A 20,108-nucleotide genomic window follows, 5' to 3' on the forward strand; every position below is an offset into this window, starting at 1 on the left:
CTCAATCCTTCAGTGGCACAACGGTGAAATCCTGTTCGTGGTCGCGTTCGTCGATCCCTTGGCGCATGTCCGGCGGCCACCAGATCACCAGTTCCCGGTCATTGGAATCGGGACGCTTGCAGGCATAGCCCGAGCAACCCGAGTGGCTCGCGCAACCGGCCAGCGTGGCCAGTGCCAGCAACACCAGTGCATACATACTTCTGTTCATCGCGCCGCCTCCTTGAGCAGTGATGGCCGGTTCTTGCCGGCGCGGGTCGAGACCTGTGGCTGACGCAGGGCAATGTAGATTTCGCTCTCGGCCCCCGGCGCCACCCAGGCATGGGGCCAGGCGCCAACACCCATCACCCAGCGCCCGCCGCAGCGGCCTTCGTCGATGCGCACCGGTTTGTCGGTGTCGTTATGCGCCACCACTACCGCAATGCCCCAATCCTTCTTCGAGAACCACTGCGAACGCTGACGATCAAGCACCAGCCCCTTACCTGGATCACACAGACTGTCAGGCTCGAACGGCAAGGCTTCGCCGCTGTTGAAGCCCACCGGCACCACGCCGTCGAGCAACTGGGTAAACGCGTTCTGCACGTCGCCCCGGGTTGGCACTTCACCGCCGTCACGACGCTGCTGGATGCGCTTCATCTGGTCGTCCACGTCGTGAGGGTTGCTGATCTCGACATAGCGCGACGGATTGACCTGATCGCCGATCAGCCGCGGCGTGAGGATAAACAGCCGCTCGCGCTGGTTGAGTTCGCGGCTGCGGTTCTGGAACAGCAGCTTGCCGATCACCGGAATGTCCCCCAGCAGCGGAATCTTGTTGACCTTGTCGTTGGTCTCCAGGCCATGGAAGCCGCCGATCACCAGCGAGCCGTGCTCGGCGATCACCGCCTGGGTGCTGACGTTGCCCTTGCGCACCGCCGGTTGCTCATCGTTGATGGTCGAGGTGTCGATCTGGCCGTCTTCGATGTCGACGATCAGTTGCACCTGGGACTTGTTGCCCTTGTCCAGCGAGCGCGGGATCACCTGCAAACTGGTGCCGGCGGTGATCGGCTGAATATCGGCGACCCGTTCAGACGTCGCCGTCAGGAATTCAGTGCGGCTGAAGTCGATCACGGCGGGCTGGTTTTCCAGGGTGAGAATCGACGGGTTGCCGATCACCGAGGCCGCGCCGTTGCCTTCCAATGCATGCAGGTCGGCGGCGAACTTGCCCGCGTCCTGAATGAACAGCGTCGAACTGGTGCCCTGGGAAAACAGATTCGCCCCACCGCTGACGCTGCCCGCGTTGAAGTTCCAGCGGCTGGACAGTTCGGCCAGCTCGTTGCGATCGATGTCCAGAATCACCGCGTCGATCTCGATCAGGTTGCGCGGGGTGTCCAGTTGCTTGACCAGTTTCTGGTACATCGCGCGGCGCTTAGGCAGGTCGTAGATCAGTACCGAGTTGTTGCGTACGTCGGCGCTGACGCGGATCTTCGAGCGAGCGCCGGTACCGCTGCCAGAGCTGCCGCGCTTGCCACGGCTGCCCAGCACCCGGTCAATCCCCTGCTCCAGCGCGTCGGTGTCGAACCCGCCGCTCTGTGCGCCGCCATAATTGAGCGCCGAATAGTTGTTGCCGGACATGCCGCTGGCGGTGCTGCCCTGCCCCTGAATCAGACTCACGCCGTTGATGGATTCACCGCGAGAGCGGCTTTCCAGCAGCTCCTGAAGAATGCTCGCGACCCCGGCCACGGTCAGTTGCTGGTCGCGATAGCGGATGGTGCGGTCGGCGGCGTTGGCGAATTTGAGCGGCAGCACCAGCACATCCTGTTTCTCGGCCTTTTCCGGCGCTTCGACCTTCTTGCTGTAGTTGCGCACGAAGTCCACGTACTTGGCCGGGCCGCGCACCAGCACCACGCCTTCGTCGGGCAGCGCGCCCCAGCCGAAGCGCTTGTCCAGCAGGCCGACGTCGGACAGCGCCTGCTGCAGGTCGTCCACCGCCTCGGGAGAGACTTCGATGCGCGCCGAGGTCTGCTCGCTGGTGGGGCTGATGTACAGGGTTTCGTTGTAGACGAACCACTGGAAATGGTGCTCCTGCCCCAGGCGGTCGAGAAACTCCTGAGGATTGCGGGTGCGGATGCGCCCGTCGAGGGTGCCCTGGATCGGCGCCATGTCCAGGCCGATGCCGAACTCCTTGGCAAAATCGCCCAGCGCCGTGGCCAGGTCGGTCTGCCGCGCATCATAGGCGTATGCCGTGTGTTTCCAGGCGTCGGGCACCGCCGCCAGCACCGGTGCCGACAGGCCGATCATCAGCAACGGCAGCCACATAAAGGCCTTGCGCATTTCACACTCCCGCTTGCCAGGTATTGAGGGTTGCGCGTGGCGACGAAGCAGCCGTGGCGTTGCGCATGAAGGTTTGCATGAGGCTGAGCATCGCGGCGCGCTGGTTGGCCAGGCGCTCCAGCAGCGCGAGCACCTGGTGCTCGTCACAGGGATCGGCCAGCCAGCCCAGCAGCACCACGCAGCGGCTCTCGGGGTCGATGCCCAGCGCGCCGTCGCACTGGCAGGCGACACTGGCGCCGCCCTGACCGAGCAACGCCGCAAGATGCTGCGGGTCGCTGGCGTCATAGGGGTCGAGCACGTCCAGGCTCACCCGCACGCCGCTGCCGTGCACTGCCAGCTGCGCGTTGGCGTCATCGATCCAGCAGTCCAGCGGCGTGAGCGGTCGCAGCGCACACCACTGGGCGAGGATCGCCGTGAATTCACTGAATTCCATCGATGATCGCTTTGGTGATGCCGTGTTTGGCGCGCAGGCCTTCGTTGAGGACCATGTTGGCGACGTTGGTCTGCTGCGAGGCGTCGTTGAAGGCTTGCAGGTCTTCCATGGTGCCGCTTTCGGCGGCCGCTTCGGCGGCGTCTTCCATGTTGTCCTGGGCGCGGCTGTACGCGTGGTCGAGGTGGTTTTGCAGGGATTTGAAATTGATCATGGGACAACTCCAGCGTGTGGGTTCAGTCCCTGAGTGGACGTTGCCGGCGCTGCGGTTCCATAAACCCTCGATAAAGCACGCTTATTCGGCGGATTGCCCCAGCAGCCCGCGACGCAGGCTGGCCCAATCGACATCGAACGCGCCGTTGGCGTCGCTCAGGCGCAAGCTGTCGGCGGCCAGCGATGCATCGCCCTTGAGCTGCCAGTGCTCGGCGTAGCGGCTGCCGTCGAGCCACTGCGAGAGGCTGGGCAGCATGTCCGGATGGGCACTGAGCGTCGCCACCGCTTCGACCGGCTGGCTGGCGGCCAGATGCCGCACCAGCGCGCGGCTGCGTTCGGCAAGATCCGCTTCGTCGAGCAAGCGGGCCAGCGCGCCGATGAGCAGTTCTTCGACGGCGTGCATGGCTTGTACTTGCTGGATCTGACGCTGTTGTTCCAGCCCATGAAGAAACCCCTCGGCCCGCTCCCAGAACTGCGCCAGCGCCTGGTCCTGCAGCCGCTGAGCCTGGTGCTGAGCGTCGTCGAGGATTTGCCGGGCCTGGCGCCGGGCGTCGTCGAGCACCTCGGCAGCCCGCTGGCTGTCGGCGATGTCCTCCCGGCGCAGAATGGTTTCGGCCAGCACGGCGGATGACGACAGAACGAGGCGGCGTTTGGCGAGCATGTGGGTTGTTCCCGCAGAGGATTTCAGGGCGTGATGACGCGCCACAAGACAGACTCCCAGAGAGTCTGCAGTTTGTTGGCCGGCATGGGCGACAAGGTTGTGGCAACAGCGTCGGGGGGCCAATTCAGGCGCAGGCGCGACCAGCAGGCGTCCCCAGCCCAGGCGGCCAGCAGCAGACGCGAGTCGTCGATATCCGGCGCCAGCCAGGCACCGGGGCGCAGCGCCTTGGCCACGGCCCGGCACCAGGTCTGGTGGAGTTCATCGGCGGATGATCGCGCCAGGCAGATGCTGTCCGCCAAAGCCAGCGCCTGCTGCTGTTGCTCAGGCTCCAGCGCCAACCATTGCAGCAGTGCAGGCACCGGCATCGGCGGTTGGCTCGGCTCGATACCGACGCTGTGCAGGAACGCGGTGTGCGCGCTGTGAGGCAGTTCGCTGAAAGCGCTTTGCGGTATCGCGCAGGAGGCCATGAAGCGCTCGGTCCACGCCGGGTGCGCGCCTTTCCACGGCGCGCACCACCAGTCAATCCAGCGTGCCTCGACGCTGGTCATCAGGCACGCGCCGGCAGGTTGGAGCGTTCGCCACGGCCAAGGCCAATCCTGGCAAACAGCGCCTGGCGCCAGTCACCACGCAGAATCAGCACCAGCACCGCGATCAGCACCAGCACGCCAAAGGGTGCGGCCCAGACCATGCCCTTCCAGAAGCCGAGGTTTTCACTGTCCAGCAGAAACGGGCCGAAATGCACCAGCCGTTCGGTTTCCTGGAACTCGGCGGCGGGCACGAAGACGATGGCGAATTTCTTCGAATCCAGCGGCTCGCTGGACATGCCGGGAATGCTGCTGGCGACCATCTGCTGAATGCGCCCGCGCACGCTGTCAGGGTCCAGCGCGGCGGTGTGCTTGATGAACACCGCCGCCGACGCCGGTTGCACCGGCTCGCCCGGGGCGATGCGCTCAGGCAGCACCACGTGCACCCGCGCCACGATCACCCCGTCGATCTGCGACAGGGTCGCTTCCAGCTCCTGAGACAGCGCGTAGATGTAGCGCGCACGTTCTTCCAGCGGCGTGGAGATCACCCCTTCCTTCTTGAAGATTTCCCCCAAGCTGGTGCGCGAGCGGCGCGGCAACCCGGCGGCATCCAGCACCCGCACCGCGCGATTGATGTCGCCAGTAGGCACGCTGATCACCACGCCGGTTTTCTCGGTGCGTTTGCGCGCATCGATGTGCTGATCGGCCAGCGAGGCGATCACATCGTTGGAGTCCTGCTCGGACAGGCCGCTGAACAGGTCGGTTTCATCGCTGCAGCCGCCGAGCAGCAGCATCAGGCACATCAGGCCTGCGGTCAGGTATTTCACGCCGGTGCCCTATTGCAGGTTGGTCAGCTTGTCGAGCGCCTGGGCGCTCTTGTTCACGACCTTGGTGGTCATCGCCATCTGCAACGAGTACTGCGACAACGAGCGGCTCATCTGGGCGATGTCCAGCGGGTTGTCGGAGGTGGTGGCGCTTTTCATCCGGCGCAGGGCCTGCTGGGAAAGTTTGTCCATCGAGCCCAGCCGCTCGTGCAAGGCACTGGCGATCTGTTCGCTCAACTGGCTCTGCTGCAGCGCCGGATCGGGGCGCATGGCAGCGTTGAACAGGTCGACATCCGCCTGTGAAGGCCCGCTGACCAGTCCCTGATCAAGATGCTGCTCAAGATCGGGGGATGACGATTTGAGGTGATTGATACTGGAAACGGTCATGGCTGCTCTCCGGCAGGCGGGTCGAGGGTTGCGCGGTTTATCAGGACAGGTTGTTGTTGCCGTTGGTACCACCCAGCAACGCGGTGACGATCGAGCTCGCCGCATCGGCCAGGCTGTTTTGCAGGTCGTGCTGCGCGAACATCGGGTTCTGCTGGCCGCCGTTGCCGTTCTGGCTGGCTTCCAGGCCTTTTTCGATCAACCCGCCAAGCAGCTGGCCCAGATCCTGAGTCACACTATTACCCGAGCTGCCCGAATTGCCGGTGGGCGAACCCACGCCATTGCCCTGATTGGCATTGAGCCCCTGTTGCAGCAAGCCGCTGAGCAACTGCCCCAGATCCTGAGTCGGGCTCTGCCCGCCCGACGGATCGGTGGCGAACGCGTTGTTGCCCAGCGGGCTGCCCGCGCCACTGTCGCCTACGCCGTTTTGTTGCTGGCCCAACTGGGTGCCGAGCATGTCAAGCGCTGCACGGAAACTGTCGGTCTCGTCCTTGTTCAGGTAGTTGTCTTCCTTGAGTTCGTTCTTCCAGGAGCCCGAATCCGGCGCCGGGAATTTGCTCGGATTGTCGTCCATGAACTGCGCGACCTTGTCCAGCAGCGGCATGTCGCTGGAGGAAAACTTCGTTCCATCACCCTGTTTGGAGAGAAGGTCATCCAACGAAGCTTTACCCAGCCCATTGAGCACCTGGCTCATCAAGTCCGGCTGGCCCGCGCCGCCGCCGAGCCCGAGGTTCGAGGCTGCGCCGAAGTTGTCGCCCAGCTTGTCCTTGATGACCTCGCCCAGTGCGGCCTTGACCATGTCTTGCGAGCCGCCGCCAATGGCCGCCGCCAGCGGGTTCATTTCTTTCAACTTGTCGCCGACCATCTTGCCCAGCGGCGAGTCCTGGTCCAGGTGGCCGCCCTGGGTCAGCGCCTTGGACAGCGTATCGATGACGTCCTTGAGCGACTGCGGGCCCTGGCTTGCGCCGGTCTGCGCATGCCCGGCCACGGCGCCGATGTGCAGGTTTTGCAGCGGGTTGATACTGGCATTGAGACTAAGCATGAAACCTCCAACGTCAGGGGGTTGCCCCCTTTTTCAGGGGGCGCTCTGAGTGATCAGTAGCTGATACCTTTGGCGTTCTGCGCCTCGGCACTGATCGCCTTGTTGGCGCTGTCTTCCTTGCCCGAACGAATGGCGCTGAGCACGTCGTTGGTCTGTTTGCGGATGTCGGCGTCGGTCTGCATGGCGATCAGGCGCGCCTGGCTGGCGTCGGCCTTTTCGGTGGCCGCGTTCTGCGCAGCTTCGGCCTTGGACGGGGCCGACGAATCGGTGATGGCGCTTTCCTGCTTGAAGTTGGTGACCGCGCTGGCCGCCTGCTGAGCCGCCTGGCCGCCACCGTTGATCAGGCTGTTGGCGAAGTTGCCGGCCATCGAGATTGGGTTGATACCTGCCATGTCGAATACTCCTGGGTCATCACCAGCGAAAGTGCTTGGTGCTGATGGGTGGCGACAGGGGCAGGATCGGTTCCAGAGGTTTTGCGATTAATTTTTACAGCGGCCGCACAGCGCTTCGGCGGTACGGCATGCCAACGCAGGCACCTTCAAGATCGCTCCCGCGGGCAAGCCCGGCTGCTACGGCGGTTGGGGGTGTTCATGTGATTTGTGTGTGACCTCGATCCCGTAGCAGCACGGCTTGCCGGCGGGACGTGCGCAAGATCGCTGCCGCCGGCAAGCCGGACTGCTACATGATGCGACAGCGGGTAATCCGCTCAGACATCCAGCTCTTTCATGCGGTGATACAGCGTGCGCCGGGGAATGTTGAGTTCCTGGCTGACGGCATCGATGCTGTTGTTGTGCCGCTTGAGCGCGGTCTGGATGAGGATTTTCTCGATGACGCGCATCTGCGACTTGAGCCCGGTCGTCGACTCACGCGGCTCCTCGCCCTGTTCGCCAGCGAGCAGCGGAAACCCCAGGACGAAGCGCTTGGCCGCCGATTTGAGTTCACGGATGTTGCCCGGCCAGTCATGGTTGAGCAGCATGTGCCGCAGCACGGCGGACAGCTCCGGCATTTGCAGCCCCGATTCGCGCGCCGAACTCAAGGCGAAACGCCGAAACAGCGGAATGATCCGCTCCCGCTGAACCCGCAGCGGCGGCAGCTTGAGGGTCAGCACATTGAGGCGAAAATACAGGTCGCGCCGGAACCTGCCCTGCTCCACCAGCTCATCCAGCGAATGCTGGGCCGAGGCGATCACGCAGAGATCCAGCGCGATGGGCGTGGTCGAGCCCAGGCGCTCCAGTTCTCGCGTTTCCAGCACCCGCAACAGTTTGGCTTGCAGGCTCAGCGGCATGCTGTCGATCTCGTCCAGATACAGCGTGCCGCCTTGCGCCGCTTCGATGTAGCCGACCCGCGAACGATCGGCGCCGGTATAGGCGCCACTGACCACGCCGAACAGCTCGCTCTCGGCCAGCGATTCGGGGATGGCCGCACAATTCATCGCCACCAGCCGCCCTGAACGGCCCGACAATTGATGAATGCGCAGGGCTACGGTGTCCTTGCCGGTACCGGTTTCACCGGACAGCAACAGGTCGATGCCCAGCTGCGAAATGCTCTGGGCGACAACGGCCAGGTTAGGCACCTGATGGTTGTCTTCCAGTTGCTCATCAAAAAACTCGTACACACTCATCCACGACCTCTGGAGTTTCAGGGTTACGCGACAACAGGTTTGCGGGCCTTGCGAACGGGTACAGCGAACAGAGGTTACGAAAACACCGGGTCAGACGCGCCCAGGCAGTTCAGGCCCAGTTCCTTCATGCGGTGGTATAGGGTACGGCGCGGAATCTCGAGCTCCTGCAACACCGCATCGAGCCGATGCTTGTGACGCTTGAGGGCGTCCTCGATCAGCATTTTCTCGATCACCCGCAGCTGGGTCTTGAGCCCGGTTTCGGGGTCGCGCGGCGGCGCAGGATCAGCCCCCAGCAATGGGAAACCCAGGACAAAACGTTTGGCCGCCGACTTGAGTTCACGAATGTTGCCCGGCCATGCATGGCTGAGCAGCACCTGAATCAGGTGGCTGTCCAGCGTCGGTACATCACGCTGAAAATCTCCGGCAATGCCTTGGGTGAACTGGTCGAACAAGGGCAGGATCTGCTCCCGTCGCTCGCGCAGTGCCGGCATCTGGATGGTCAGCACATTGAGGCGAAAGAACAGGTCGCGGCGAAACAGCCCTTGTTCCACCAGTTCATCCAGCGGCCGTTGCGCCGAGGCGATCACCCGCAGGTTGACCGGGATGAAGGTGGTCGAGCCCAGACGCTCGATGCCCCGGGTTTCCAGAATCCGCAGCAGCTTGGCCTGAAGACTCAGCGGCATGCTGTCGATTTCGTCCAGGTACAAGGTGCCGCCACAGGCCGCCTCGATGTAACCCTGCCGGTCCCGGTTGACGCCGGTATAGGCGCCGTTGACCACTCCAAACAGCTGGCTCTCGGCCAGCGATTCAGGGATCGCCGCGCAATTCATGCCGACGAAGGCGCCGGTTCTGGCTGATAGCTCGTGAATGCGTTTGGCCAGTGTGTCCTTGCCGGTGCCGGTCTCCCCGCACAAGAGCAGGTCCATATCCAGACTCGCGGTATTCACCGCGATCTGATGAATATCCAATGCCCCGTTTTCTGCAAAATGTGCACAGCCGCTTACATCGATTTCTTCCTTCATCGATACCTCTCACATTGGGTGCAAGCGATTTATTAGTACCACGCATTACACAGGCATCAATAATTAATTTTAGTTCCCGATCCCGATGAGAACATGATCACAGAGTTCCCGCAGTGATATCATTTTGACTTTATTTAATACACCAACTAACGGCGGTGCTGTTTCATTCAAACGCCTATTTAAATTTAGGCCTTGCCTGCCGTGGACGATTGATTTAACGGGACTCCACCAATGGAGAACCGTTCTCATCGACCATCACAAAACGTTAATATTCAGCGGTTTATGATCATTTTTAGTGCAGCCCGATGTGCGCTTCGATCCTTCGTCAGAAATCCATCACGGGCATTTACAATGCCCGCTCCCACTTCGTTCACTGTAACTTAATACTGACCTTGTCACTTGATGACTTTCCGCCTCTAACTTTTCCAAACTGCTTATTCCCACCCCTGTTCACCATTTCAATACCGCGCTTATTAACAATCCGCATTACGATTTTGTCAGACCGACACTAATACTCGCCATCCATTACTTACAAACGCCTTAAACATCAGCTGCATGACAACCGTTCGGAAATCCAACTAAGCGTATTCGGTTTTCCGAACATTGCTTTAACCATTCAGCAGCATTTCGCCGCAAGCCTTGATTTTCGGGCTCTCAGGCTGGCACTCCGCTTCCACCGGTTCACGTTTTTTTCACACTTTACCGGCGCGGCGTGATCTCAGGATGCTATCGATAGGCAACTAAGCAGTTTCATCGCAGGGATTAAAGTCATCCCGGTGATGGGCGGGTATTTGCGACGCAAATGTCATCCGATGTTTCAAGATATGTCGGAACCGGATAATCCTGGCGTGTATCAGAGGGGTTACAGAGGGCGGAAAAAGTTCAAAAACGTTTCAGCAGGAAAGTATGGTCAGGCGCCTCTAAGGCAGCTATTCGAAGCACCCGCCGGAGCATACCGGGCCTGTATCGCAGTCGATACACCCAGCTGAGCCTCCCCTCCATCAGCGATGTGCGAAATGGCCATCAGGGCATCAACCTGACAGACGGTGCCGCCTGGCTGGCACTAACCGCCAGCACTTCAGGCCCTGCTCCGCCGTCCTGCAGCTTCGCGAGAGTGGCACTCAACTGATCGGCCTGGTCCCGTGGCACCAGCAGATGCCGAGGGCCATCAATGGTCTTCTTGCGTAAAAAGGCCGGGTTCAAGCCGAGCAGCACGCCTTCGTCGACCCCGGCACTGGCCGCCAGCTGGCTGATGTCCACCGGCCGGGCCAGCTCGATGGCGGTGAAGTACGGCGCATTGGCTACCGGGCTCAGTTGCACGCCGTAGGCCTGTGGCTCGCGCACCAGCATCGATAACGCCAGCAGGCGCGGGACGTAATCCTGGGTTTCCCGGGGCAAATCCAGGTGCCAGTAATCGGTGGGCAGGCCGCGTCGCTGGTTGGCCTCCACGGCCCGGGCAACGGTGCCCTCACCTGCATTGTAAGCGGCCATGGCCAGCAGCCAGTCGCCGCCGAACTGATCGTGCAGGCGACTCAGGTAATCCATCGCGGCGCGGCTGGAGGCCACCACATCGCGCCTGCCGTCATACCAGGCGGTCTGACGCAGGTTGAAGTCGCGCCCGGTGGCGGCCATGAACTGCCAGAGCCCGGCGGCGTCGCGAATCGAACTGGCTTTGGGGTTGTAGGCACTTTCCACGATAGGCAACAGCGCCAGCTCCGAAGGCAGGCGTCGTTCATCGAGGGTTTCGGCGATGTAATGCAGGTACGGCCCGGCGCGCAGGCTGGCGTTGCGCAAGAAGCCGGGATTGCTCAGCAGCCAGTCGCGCTGGCGCACGATGCGCGGATTCAGGCCGTTGTCGTCCAGCAGGCTGAAGCCCTGCCCCAGTCGCCCCCAGATATCGCTGCCGTCGTAGGCCGCCGGCAAGCGGCGCGGCACAGGTTCATGAACGGGCCGCAGTCCGGCCACCAATCTGGGCGTGCGGTCATAGGGCGCTTGGGCGACACCGTCGAAAGACTGGCAACCGGCGCACAGCAGCGCCGCCGCCAGAGAGGTCAAGCGCAGAGTGTGTAACGGCGATGGCGGCATGGCGGCAGGTCCTGAAGGCGATCCCCTTGGGTGGCCTGCCGCCGGTTACGGTTCCATCTACAGTTTTTTGCGGTCACCACGCCGCAATGGTCGAATCCACCCGCGGCTCGGTGCCGCCGCACAGCACGCCACTGACCGGGTCGCGGACGATGATCTGGCCTCGGCCGTATTCGGTGGAATCGTAGGCGATGACGATTTCGTGCCCGCGGCGGGCCAACGCTGCGGCCAGATCGGGTGAGGCGCCCTGCTCAATGCCGATCTTCATACCGCCCAGCCATTGCCAGCGCGGTGCATCCAGCGCGGCCTGCGGGTTGAGGCCGAAATCCACCAGGTTCATCACCATCTGCACATGGCCCTGGGGCTGCATGTAGCCACCCATCACGCCGAACGGGCCAACGGCCTGGCCGTCCTTGGTGAGGAAGCCCGGGATGATGGTGTGAAAGGTTTTCTTGCCCGGCACCAGGCAGTTGGCGTGGTTCGCATCGAGGCTGAACTCCTGCCCGCGGTTCTGCAACGCCAGGCCGCTGTCGGGCAACACCACGCCGGAGCCGAAGCCGTGATAGTTGCTCTGGATGAACGACACCATGTTGCCCTCGGCATCGGCGGTCGCCAGATACACGGTGCCGCTGGCGTGAGGGTCGCCGGGTTTCGGCGCCTGCGCTCGCTCGCCGATCAGCGCGCGACGCTCATCGCTGTATCGATCGCTCAACAGGTCGGCTACCGCGACACGCATGTGCTGCGGATCGGTGATGTGATGCAGGCCGTCGCTGTACGCCAGCTTCATGGCCTCCAGTTGACGGTGCCAGGTCTGCTGGCTGTCGCGATGATCGAACTCGAAGCCTTCGAGCAGGCGCAAGGTCATCAGCGCCACCAGGCCCTGGCCGCTGGGCGGGATTTCCCAGACGTCGTAGCCGCGGTAATTGACGCTGATCGGCTCGACCCACTGCGGCTGGAAGGCCGCCAGATCTTCGGCGCGCAGGTAACCGCCGGTGGCCCGGGAGTGGGCGTCGAGCCGCTGCGCCAGATCGCCGCGATACAGGCTTTCACACCGGGTCGCGGCCAGTTCTTCCAGAGTGCGGGCCTGAGCCGGGTTGCGAAACACTTCGCCAGCTTTTGGTGCGCGGCCATTGACCGAAAAGGTCTCGAACCAGCTGTCGAGCACGGCGTCGCGATGTGGCGCGAACTCATCGAATGCGATCTGCCATTGATGGGCGACCATCGGCGAAACGGCAAAGCCATCGCGCGCCAGGCTGATCGCCGGTGCCAGCAGCTCGGCGAACGGCAATTTGCCGAAGCGCCGCGACAGCTCGGCCCACGCCGCCGGGCAGCCCGGCACGGTCACCGGCGTCCAGCCATACAACGGCATCTCTGCATGCCCGGCGGCCTTTACGGCCTCGATGCTCAAGGCGGCAGGCGCATGGCCGTTGCCGTTCAGGCCGTGCAACTTGCCCTGGGTCCAGACCAGCGCAAAGGCGTCGCCACCGATGCCGCAACCGGTGGGCTCGACCACGGTCAGCGCCGCTGCGGTGGCAATGGCGGCATCGATCGCGTTGCCGCCCTTTTGCATCACTTCCATGCCCGCCTGGGCCGCCAGCGGCTGGGACGCGGCGACCATGCCGCGGCGGGCGAACACGCTTTGGCGCCGGGAGGGATACGGGTACTCATGTGCAGAAAATTTCAACATGACAAAAGCTCTTCAAGACAGGTTCATTGGCCAGACTTGATCCGGTTCCATTCGCGGGTGATCAGGCGCTGGATGTTGTCCGGCAGATCGGCGGAGACGAAGGTCTTGGCGATCACCTCATCGCCGGGATAGATCCCCGGATTGGCGCTGACCTTGGGGTCCATCAGCGCCGTGGCGTCGCTGTTGGGGTTGGCGTAACCCACGTAATCGCTGACCTTGGCGATCACTTGCGGGCGCAGCAGGTAGTTGATGAAGGTGTGGGCGTTGGCGACGTTGCTGGCGTCCTTGGGAATGGCCAGCATGTCGAACCACAGGTTCACGCCTTCCTTGGGAATCAGGTAACGAATGTCGACGTTCTTGCCCGCCTCGTGGGCGCGGGTCTGGGCCTGCATCACGTCCCCCGAATAACCGATGGCCACGCAGATATCGCCGTTGGCCAGGTCCGCCGTGTACTTGGACGAGTTGAAGTAGGTCACCGAAGGCCGCAGTTTCATCAGCAGCACCGAGGCCTTCTTGTAGTCGTCGGGTCGGGTGCTGTTGGGGTCCAGCCCCAGATACTGCAGGGCCTGGGGAATGATCTTCACCGGCGCATCGAGAAAGGCCACGCCGCAGCTTTTGAGTTTGGCGAGGTTGGCCGGATCGAACACCATCGACCAGGAATCGAGCACCGCGTCCTTGCCCAGCACCGCCCTGACCTTCTCTTCGTTGTAACCGATACCCACCGTGCCCCACATGTACGGCACCGCATAGCGGTTGCCGGGGTCCGCCGCTTCCAGGCGCTTCATCAGACGCGGGTCGAGGTGATTCCAGTTGCCGAGCAGCGAACGCTGCAGCGGCTGGTAGGCGCCGGCGCGGATCTGCTTGGACAGGAACTGACTGGACGGCACCACCAAGTCATACCCGGAATGGCCGGAGAGCATCTTGGCTTCGAGCATCTCGTTGGTGTCGAAGATGTCGTACTCGACCTTGATGCCGCTGTCCTGCTGGAAGTTCTTCAGGGTGTCGGGGCCGATGTAGTCGGACCAGTTGTACATCTTCATCACCCCGTCCGCCGCGTGGGCAACGGGTACGAGCGCAGGCAAGACAGCGACAGAACATAACGCAGCGGCATAGCAGATCGAACGCATGGCGATTTCCTTATGAGCGTTACAACACGCGGCTGAGAAAGGTTTGGGTACGCGGGTGAGTCGGACGGCTGAAGATCTGTTGCGGCGGCCCCTGCTCGATCAGTTCGCCTTGATCGAGCACCACCACGCGGTCGGCGACTTCCCGGGCAAAGCCCATTTCATGGGTCACCACCACCATGGTCATGCCGTCTTCGGCGAGCTCTTTCATGACCTCCAGCACCTCGCCGACGGTTTCCGGGTCAAGCGCACTGGTGGGCTCGTCGAACAACATGGCCTTGGGCTTCATCGCCAGCGCCCGGGCGATCGCCACCCGCTGCTGCTGGCCGCCGGAAAGCATCGACGGGTAATGCCCGGCCTTGTCCGCCAGCCCGACGCGGGCCAGCAGTTCGCGGCCGTGGGCCAGGGCCTGCTGGCGTGGGACGCCGAGCACGTGGATCGGCGCCTCGATGATGTTTTCCAGCGCGGTCATGTGGGCGAACAGGTTGAAGCGCTGGAACACCATGCCGATGTCGCGACGCTGACGGGCGATGTTGCGCTCCGAATCGCGCACCAGGCTGCCGTCGGCACGCTCGCGGTAGCCCATGTTCTGGCCGTTGACCCGGATGCGCCCGGACTGGATGTCTTCCAGCAGGTTGATGCAGCGAATGAAGGTGGTCTTGCCCGAGCCCGAGGCGCCGATCAGCACCACCACTTCACCCTTGCGCACTTGCAGTGAAATGCCTTTGAGAATTTCCAGATCGCCGAAGGACTTGTGCACGTTCAGCGCCTCGATGATCAGTTCTTCACTCTGATGCGCCATATCAACGTCCCCTCAACAGTTTCATCGCACCACGGCCGAACATTCGTTTGGCCGCAGGCGGTTGGCGATCGGACTGGCCGAAGCGCTGTTCCAGCCAGCGCTGAAAGAAACCCCACAAGGTGGTCAGCAGCAGGAAATAGATCGCCACCACCAGATACAGCTCGAACACGCGGAAGGTCGCCGAAGTGATCATCTGGGTGCTGAGCAGCAGCTCCTGCACGCCGATCACGCTGACCAGCGTGGTGTTCTTCAGCATCACGTTGAACTCGTTGCCCAGCGGCGGCACGATCACCCGGAACGCCTGGGGCAGCACGATGCGCCGCATCAGCTTGCCGAAGGTCATGCCCAGCGAACGCCCGGCCTCGTACTGGCCCTTGTCCACCGCGCCGATGCCGGCACGGATGATCTCGGCCATGTACGCGCCCTCGTTCAGGCCCAGGGCGATGATCGCCGCCTGAATGTTGCCCGGGATAATCACCCAGCCAAGATCGATGTCCTCGAAGCGAAACACCCCACCGGCGGCCAGCGCCGTGTACAGGAACACGATCTGCACCAGCAGCGGCGTGCCGCGCATCAGCCACACGTAAAACCGCACCGGCAGATTCAGCAGCGGGTTCTTCGACAGCCGCATCAGTGCGGCGACCAGCCCCAGCGCGCAGCCCAGCAGCATCGCCAGCACGCTGATCAGGCACGTCAGCCACAGCCCGGTGAGGTAGACCCCGCTGGGCTGGGTCAGGTATTGCCAGAACACTTCCCAATTGAAATTCATCATTGACCCTCGTCATTACCCCTCGTACTGCGCCCGGTCAGTCCAGCTTGTCGCTTTCCACGTGCCACTTGGCCAGTAGCTGGGTGTAACTGCCGTCGCTGCGCATGTCGCTGATCACCTGTTGCACGGCGCTGGTCAGTTGCGCGTCGTCCTTGCGAATGCCAAGACCGGTGAGGATGCGGCTGAACGCGGGCACGCCTTCCTGGAACAGGTCCGGCGCCATGGCGGCGTAGTAGCCGGCGGTTTCGACGGTGGTGCCGTAGGCATCCACCTGGTTGATGCGCAGGGCCTGGAAAGCGTCGGTGTCGGTGTTGTAGACCACCAGCTTGAGCGGCGGCTTGCCGGCCTTGCCCAGGGTTTCGTTCTGGGTGTCGAGCAGGGTCTTGATGGTGGAGCCGTTGAGCACCGCCACCTTGTGCCCGGACAGATCATCCAGCGACTTGATGCCCTTCGGGTTGCCCTTGGGCACCACCACCGACTGGCTGGAATACATGTAGTTGACGATGTTGATCACTTCGCGCCGCTCGGGTTTGTCGAACAGCTGATCGACGATCATGTCGCACTGCTGCGCCAGCAGCGCCGGCACCAGCCCCGAGAACGGAATCACCCGCCACTCGACCTTCTTGCCGCCCAGACGCTTGGCGACTTCCAGGCCCAGATCGATGGTCAGGCCCACCGGTTTCTGCGCGGCGTCGAACGACACCAGCGGCGGTGAATCCATGCCCGAGCAGTAAACCAGTTTGTCGAGCTTCTGCAGCCGGTCCGGCACCGTGGTGGCGGCGGATGCCAGCGGTGCGAGCAGGCTCAGGGATACGAGGGCGGCCAGCGTGGCGGGTGTGTGCATGACAAGAGCTCCGATTTTCGGTGAGAAAAGTAAGGGCAGTTCTGTACGTCACTACGGATGAAACCGGCGGGCTGGGTGCCCGCTTCTTTATAAGGTCAAGCGGTTTTCTGTTGTTCCAGAAAGGCGATCAGGCTCGGCACCGTGCCTTCGATGTGGTCGCGCAGCACGCGCTCGGCCTGCTCGGCATCCCCCGCGCGCAGGGCATCGAGAATCACGGCATGCTCATCCCGGGCGCTGAGCGGCTTTTCGCCGTGCTCCAGCCATACGCGCATGTGCGGCTCGATCACCGTGTACAGCGCGCTGATCTGGCGCATCAGCCGGGCACGTTCGCTGAGGCTGCACAGGTATTCATGGAATTCGCGGTGGCGGCTGACCCATTCGGAGCTGTCGTCGCGAAAGGCGTCCATGTCGTCCAGCAGGCGTTCGAGGTGAGTCAGGTGGCGCTCGGTGATCTTCGGCACGGCGACACGAATCGCCAGCCCTTCCAGCGCACTGCGCATTTCGAAGACTTCGCGCATCTCTTCGATGTTCAGGCCGCTGACCACCGCCCCGCGGTTGGGCCGCAGGGTGACCAGCCCGTCGGCAGCCAGACGCCGGAACGCCTCGCGCACCGGCATGCGGCTCATGCCGATTTCCGTGGCGATGTCTTCGGCGATCAGCCGCTCGCCCATTCGGTAAGTGCCCTTACAGATGGCGTCGAGCAGAAAGGCGTAGGCCTCTTCTTCTGCAGTCACGGCATGGCGGTCGGCAAAACGGGGTACGGAGCGCATATCGAGGTCTCTTTGAATTTTTGTATCCAATCATCCACGGATACGAAAAAGCAAAGTCGATGCCAGCTTTGCCCAGGCAGCGGCAACTCGATGAAAGTGCTGGGGATTTAACGAAATGGCAGGCTTCGGCAGCGCGCACGGCGTGCTACCAAACGGATCAGGCATGGGAAGGGGCGCACAACCGTGGCGCGCAGGCGTGCGTTTGGGAACGGCGTGAAACCGTTATGGGTGACGAATCACCGACTCGATGCGCTGCATGGCCGGCAACAACGCCTCGGCGATTTCCTGGGCTTTTGCCGTGGGCTGCATCTTGCGGTCGCGGCGCAGGAACAACGGGTCGTTGAAGAACTCGCGCAAACGCACCAGCGAGCCGCTGACTGCAGGCTGAGTCACTCGCAGGTGCTGGGCGGCGCCACTGACGCTGCGCTCGCGGAACACCACCAGAAAGGTCAACAGCAGGTTCAGGTCAAGGCTCAGGAGAATATCTTCATTCAGGGACATCAGGGCTCACCCCGCTCGGTTCGGCGACAAAACTGTTGAACTGGATATGGCTGATGGCACCGCACGACAGCAGGTCCATGAAACCGGCCAGTTCGGGATGGGAGAAGTGAGCCTGCATCTGCGCCGCCGACCGCCAGTAACCGCTGACTATCCAGGCGTCGTCCCGGCTGTTGCTGGCGGTCAGGGTGTAGGCGATACACGGTGTGGTGCTGTTCAACACATCGAGCATGCGTGGCACACGCGTGTCGACTTCATTGCGACGGCCGTGGCTGGCATGAATTTCTACGGTGTTGATCGCCGAAACAAGCATCATCCTCTCCTGCGAAAAATGATGGGGCGATTTTGACGCCCGAGACGCCCCGGATAAACCACAGGTTTGGAGTTTCTGCGTTGCGGATTAAGCGACAATTAAAGTCGCCTGCGGCCTGATGCACGGTCGCTGCCGCGCCTCAGGCCGTGGTTTTGCGATTAGATCGCCAGGCTGTCGACCACCCCGCCATCGACCCGCAGCGCCGCGCCCGTGGTGGCCGACGACAGCGGCGAGGCCAGATACGCCACCAGATTGGCCACTTCATCGACCTCGGCGATGCGCTGGATGATCGACGAAGGACGCGCCGTGCGCACGAAGTGGTTGGCCTCATCCCGCGCGCTGCGGCCCGATTTGGCGATGGCGTCCTTGAGCATGTCTTCCACGCCGTCGGTGAAGGTCGGCCCCGGCAGAATGGCATTGACTGTCACCCCGGTGCCCGCCAGGCGCTTGGCCAGGCCGTGGGAAACCGCCAGGTTGGCCGCCTTGGTGGTGCCGTAGTTGATCATGTCGGCCGGAATGGCCACGCCGGACTCGGACGAGACGAAGATCACCCTGCCCCATTTCTGCTCGACCATGCCGCCCACATAGTGCCGCGACAGGCGCACGCCGGAGATCACGTTGGTTTCATAGAAGCGCGCCCACTCGGCGTCATCGGCGTCGAAGAAATCCACGTCGTTGAAGATGCCCAGGTTGTTGACGAGGATGTCGGCCTTCGGGTGTGCTTCGAACAGACGCTGCGCGCCTTCGGCGGTGCCCAGATCCGCCACCAGGCCATGCAGTTGCGCACCCGGCACATCACGCTTGATCGAGGCGATCGCCTCCTCCACCTTGCCGGCCGCCCGGCCGATGATCACCACTGACGCCCCGCATTGAGCCAACGCCTTGCCGATGGCCAGGCCGATACCGGCGGTCGAGCCGCTGACGATTGCGAGTTTTGCGTTCAGGTCGATTTTCATGCTGCGCCTCCATCGTGGGAAATGGCCTGCAGCCCTTGCCAGTGGCGGGCTCAGCCAGCCGCCGCAATGGCGACGACTGGCTCAGCGTAGATGCATTTGCGCAAGACCGTCCAAGACATGTTTTAACGACTTTGAGACGATCCGGGTCTGAACCCCTCAAAACCGCCAAACGGTCTTCGCAAAAACCTTCAGTTGTGTAGGAAACAGCCGATGACTTTGTCTGAATTGATACAAATCCAACTGCCAAGGAAGTCAGCATGATTATCGATACTGCTTCGAATGCCGCGCTGGCGGCATATGCCAGTTCAACCGCCAGCAAGTCGGCAACCGACATCAACACGGCCAGCGCCGCGGCCGATCAGACCACTGAAACCAGCCAGGCCAGCAGCACGGTCTCGGTCGATCTGTCCAGCCTCTCGACCGCCTACAGCGCGGCCATCGCCAGTTACTCGCCCTACTTCCCCGTGCGTTCCGGATTCTCTGCCGATGCCGTGGTGCTCGGCGTGTCCCAGCCGGGTGCGGTGTCCAGTTCCAAGGACAAGACCTTCTCCGACGTGGCACTGGATGCCCGCAAGCGGATGGACGAGAAGTACGCGCTGATGAAAAGCGGCGGCAAGCCTTATGACGGCAGCGACACCGACCGCAACTCGTTGCTGGGTGATCTGGACCGGCGTTCACTGTACGCCGTCGCCACCAACGCTGGCGGCCAGTTCAGCAACGAGGAACAGGCTGCGGCCAAGGCGGTGATGCGCCAGCAGGAGCGTCTGGCCACCGGTTACTACAGCGGGCCGAAGGATCAGGAAAGCCACTTCACCGACCCGTACGCCAACGATCCGGTCGGCCGGGCCAAGGCGGCCCTGGCGTTTCTGGAAGGCATGAGCCCGGAAGAGAAATCCTCGCCGCAATGGCTGAGCCAGCATCAGGGCCTGGCCGATGCGCTGGCGCAGGTGGGCAAGAGCGACGCGACCACCGCTGCCGACACCGGGCACTTCCCCAACCTCGCGGAAATCCTGGCCGACGATTCCGATGGTGCGCAAGGCGACAGCGAGTCGACCAGCGTGGTGTTCCAGCAGGTGCAGGCGCAGTTGCAGGCCCGCAACGACACCGCAGAAACGTAGCAGCACAGCTTGCCGGCGGTCGCCCGGGGTCGCGTCCGACCGCGGCGGCAGCAAAAACAGGCGACCTGAGGGTGTCAGGCATATCGCGTATACAGGTTTGGCTGCGGGAAGATCAAA

At 62.7% G+C, this 20,108-nt stretch carries 22 protein-coding genes and 1 pseudogene; 1 reads left to right on the plus strand and 22 read right to left on the minus strand.

All coding sequences use genetic code 11. The features are described 5' to 3' along the window. Position 1 precedes the first annotated feature (1 nt). From hrpT to AC1MEK_RS11600, 22 genes and pseudogenes are all read right to left on the minus strand, one after another. On the minus strand, positions 2–208 hold the full coding sequence (hrpT, locus tag AC1MEK_RS11495; RefSeq protein WP_480396393.1) for an HrpT family type III secretion system protein: 207 nt from the start codon (positions 206–208) through the stop codon (positions 2–4). Next, entirely contained in the window at positions 205–2,307 is a 2,103-nt protein-coding gene (gene sctC, locus AC1MEK_RS11500) for a type III secretion system outer membrane ring subunit SctC (RefSeq protein ID WP_480396394.1), read from the minus strand. The genes hrpT and sctC overlap by 4 nt, the downstream gene beginning before the upstream one ends. Position 2,308: 1 nt before the next feature. Further along, a complete protein-coding gene (locus tag AC1MEK_RS11505; protein WP_480396395.1) occupies positions 2,309–2,740 on the minus strand; it encodes a type III secretion protein in 432 nt (143 codons plus the stop codon). After that, positions 2,727–2,951, minus strand: coding sequence for a type III secretion protein (locus AC1MEK_RS11510; RefSeq protein WP_480396396.1), 225 nt, complete (start codon positions 2,949–2,951; stop codon positions 2,727–2,729). Before AC1MEK_RS11510 ends, AC1MEK_RS11505 begins: the two co-directional genes overlap by 14 nt. An 81-nt stretch (positions 2,952–3,032) precedes the next feature. Continuing rightward, entirely contained in the window at positions 3,033–3,611 is a 579-nt protein-coding gene (gene sctL / locus AC1MEK_RS11515) for a type III secretion system stator protein SctL (protein WP_480396397.1), read from the minus strand. 23 nt (positions 3,612–3,634) lie between these two features. Next, the gene (locus tag AC1MEK_RS11520; protein WP_480396398.1) at positions 3,635–4,159 is read right to left on the minus strand and encodes a type III secretion protein; all 525 of its coding nucleotides are present in this window, start codon (positions 4,157–4,159) and stop codon (positions 3,635–3,637) included. Further along, entirely contained in the window at positions 4,159–4,962 is an 804-nt protein-coding gene (gene sctJ / locus AC1MEK_RS11525; protein ID WP_480396399.1) for a type III secretion system inner membrane ring lipoprotein SctJ, read from the minus strand. The genes AC1MEK_RS11520 and sctJ overlap by 1 nt, the downstream gene beginning before the upstream one ends. Positions 4,963–4,971: 9 nt before the next feature. Then, positions 4,972–5,346 carry a type III secretion system inner rod subunit SctI gene (gene sctI / locus AC1MEK_RS11530; protein ID WP_480396400.1) on the minus strand — a complete coding sequence of 125 codons (375 nt, stop codon included), beginning with the start codon at positions 5,344–5,346 and terminating at the stop codon, positions 4,972–4,974. A 40-nt stretch (positions 5,347–5,386) separates the two neighbouring features. Beyond that, positions 5,387–6,385 (minus strand): type III secretion system effector HrpZ, encoded by a 999-nt coding sequence (locus tag AC1MEK_RS11535; RefSeq protein WP_480396401.1) that lies wholly within the window; start codon positions 6,383–6,385, stop codon positions 5,387–5,389. A gap of 53 nt (positions 6,386–6,438) precedes the next feature. Then, complete coding sequence (locus tag AC1MEK_RS11540; protein ID WP_480396402.1) at positions 6,439–6,777, minus strand: type III secretion system major pilin HrpA; 339 nt, start codon at positions 6,775–6,777, stop codon at positions 6,439–6,441. 314 nt (positions 6,778–7,091) lie between these two features. Next, positions 7,092–8,006 (minus strand): sigma 54-interacting transcriptional regulator, encoded by a 915-nt coding sequence (locus tag AC1MEK_RS11545; RefSeq protein ID WP_480396403.1) that lies wholly within the window; start codon positions 8,004–8,006, stop codon positions 7,092–7,094. 74 nt (positions 8,007–8,080) lie between these two features. Then, positions 8,081–9,028: a sigma 54-interacting transcriptional regulator gene (locus AC1MEK_RS11550; protein ID WP_480396404.1), complete on the minus strand. Its 948-nt coding sequence runs from the start codon at positions 9,026–9,028 to the stop codon at positions 8,081–8,083. 1,101 nt (positions 9,029–10,129) lie between these two features. Continuing rightward, positions 10,130–11,113 (minus strand): annotated as a pseudogene (locus tag AC1MEK_RS11555) (transglycosylase SLT domain-containing protein); the annotation flags it as partial. 73 nt (positions 11,114–11,186) lie between these two features. Next, the gene (locus AC1MEK_RS11560) at positions 11,187–12,797 is read right to left on the minus strand and encodes a gamma-glutamyltransferase family protein (RefSeq protein WP_480396405.1); all 1,611 of its coding nucleotides are present in this window, start codon (positions 12,795–12,797) and stop codon (positions 11,187–11,189) included. Positions 12,798–12,820: 23 nt separating this feature from the next. Then, entirely contained in the window at positions 12,821–13,924 is a 1,104-nt protein-coding gene (locus AC1MEK_RS11565; protein WP_480396406.1) for a polyamine ABC transporter substrate-binding protein, read from the minus strand. Between the two features lie 19 nt (positions 13,925–13,943). Beyond that, a complete protein-coding gene (locus AC1MEK_RS11570; RefSeq protein ID WP_480396407.1) occupies positions 13,944–14,723 on the minus strand; it encodes an amino acid ABC transporter ATP-binding protein in 780 nt (259 codons plus the stop codon). 1 nt (position 14,724) lies between these two features. Beyond that, on the minus strand, positions 14,725–15,492 hold the full coding sequence (locus AC1MEK_RS11575) for an amino acid ABC transporter permease (RefSeq protein WP_480396426.1): 768 nt from the start codon (positions 15,490–15,492) through the stop codon (positions 14,725–14,727). Positions 15,493–15,529: 37 nt separating this feature from the next. Then, complete coding sequence (locus tag AC1MEK_RS11580) at positions 15,530–16,336, minus strand: ABC transporter substrate-binding protein (protein ID WP_480396408.1); 807 nt, start codon at positions 16,334–16,336, stop codon at positions 15,530–15,532. A 95-nt stretch (positions 16,337–16,431) separates the two neighbouring features. Further along, positions 16,432–17,106: a GntR family transcriptional regulator gene (locus AC1MEK_RS11585; protein ID WP_480396409.1), complete on the minus strand. Its 675-nt coding sequence runs from the start codon at positions 17,104–17,106 to the stop codon at positions 16,432–16,434. A 222-nt stretch (positions 17,107–17,328) separates the two neighbouring features. After that, positions 17,329–17,607 carry a LysR family transcriptional regulator gene (locus tag AC1MEK_RS11590; RefSeq protein ID WP_480396410.1) on the minus strand — a complete coding sequence of 93 codons (279 nt, stop codon included), beginning with the start codon at positions 17,605–17,607 and terminating at the stop codon, positions 17,329–17,331. After that, positions 17,594–17,917, minus strand: a complete 324-nt coding sequence (locus AC1MEK_RS11595) for a putative quinol monooxygenase (protein ID WP_480396411.1) — start codon at positions 17,915–17,917, stop codon at positions 17,594–17,596. Before AC1MEK_RS11595 ends, AC1MEK_RS11590 begins: the two co-directional genes overlap by 14 nt. Positions 17,918–18,075: 158 nt before the next feature. Beyond that, positions 18,076–18,873 carry an SDR family NAD(P)-dependent oxidoreductase gene (locus AC1MEK_RS11600; RefSeq protein ID WP_480396412.1) on the minus strand — a complete coding sequence of 266 codons (798 nt, stop codon included), beginning with the start codon at positions 18,871–18,873 and terminating at the stop codon, positions 18,076–18,078. Between the two features lie 257 nt (positions 18,874–19,130). Here AC1MEK_RS11600 and AC1MEK_RS11605 point away from each other — a divergent pair, with 257 nt between their 5' ends. Further along, a complete protein-coding gene (locus AC1MEK_RS11605) occupies positions 19,131–19,991 on the plus strand; it encodes a hypothetical protein (RefSeq protein ID WP_480396413.1) in 861 nt (286 codons plus the stop codon). The last annotated feature ends 117 nt before the right edge of the window (positions 19,992–20,108 follow it).

The sequence above is a fragment of the Pseudomonas sp. 2 genome (genome assembly GCF_056627435.1).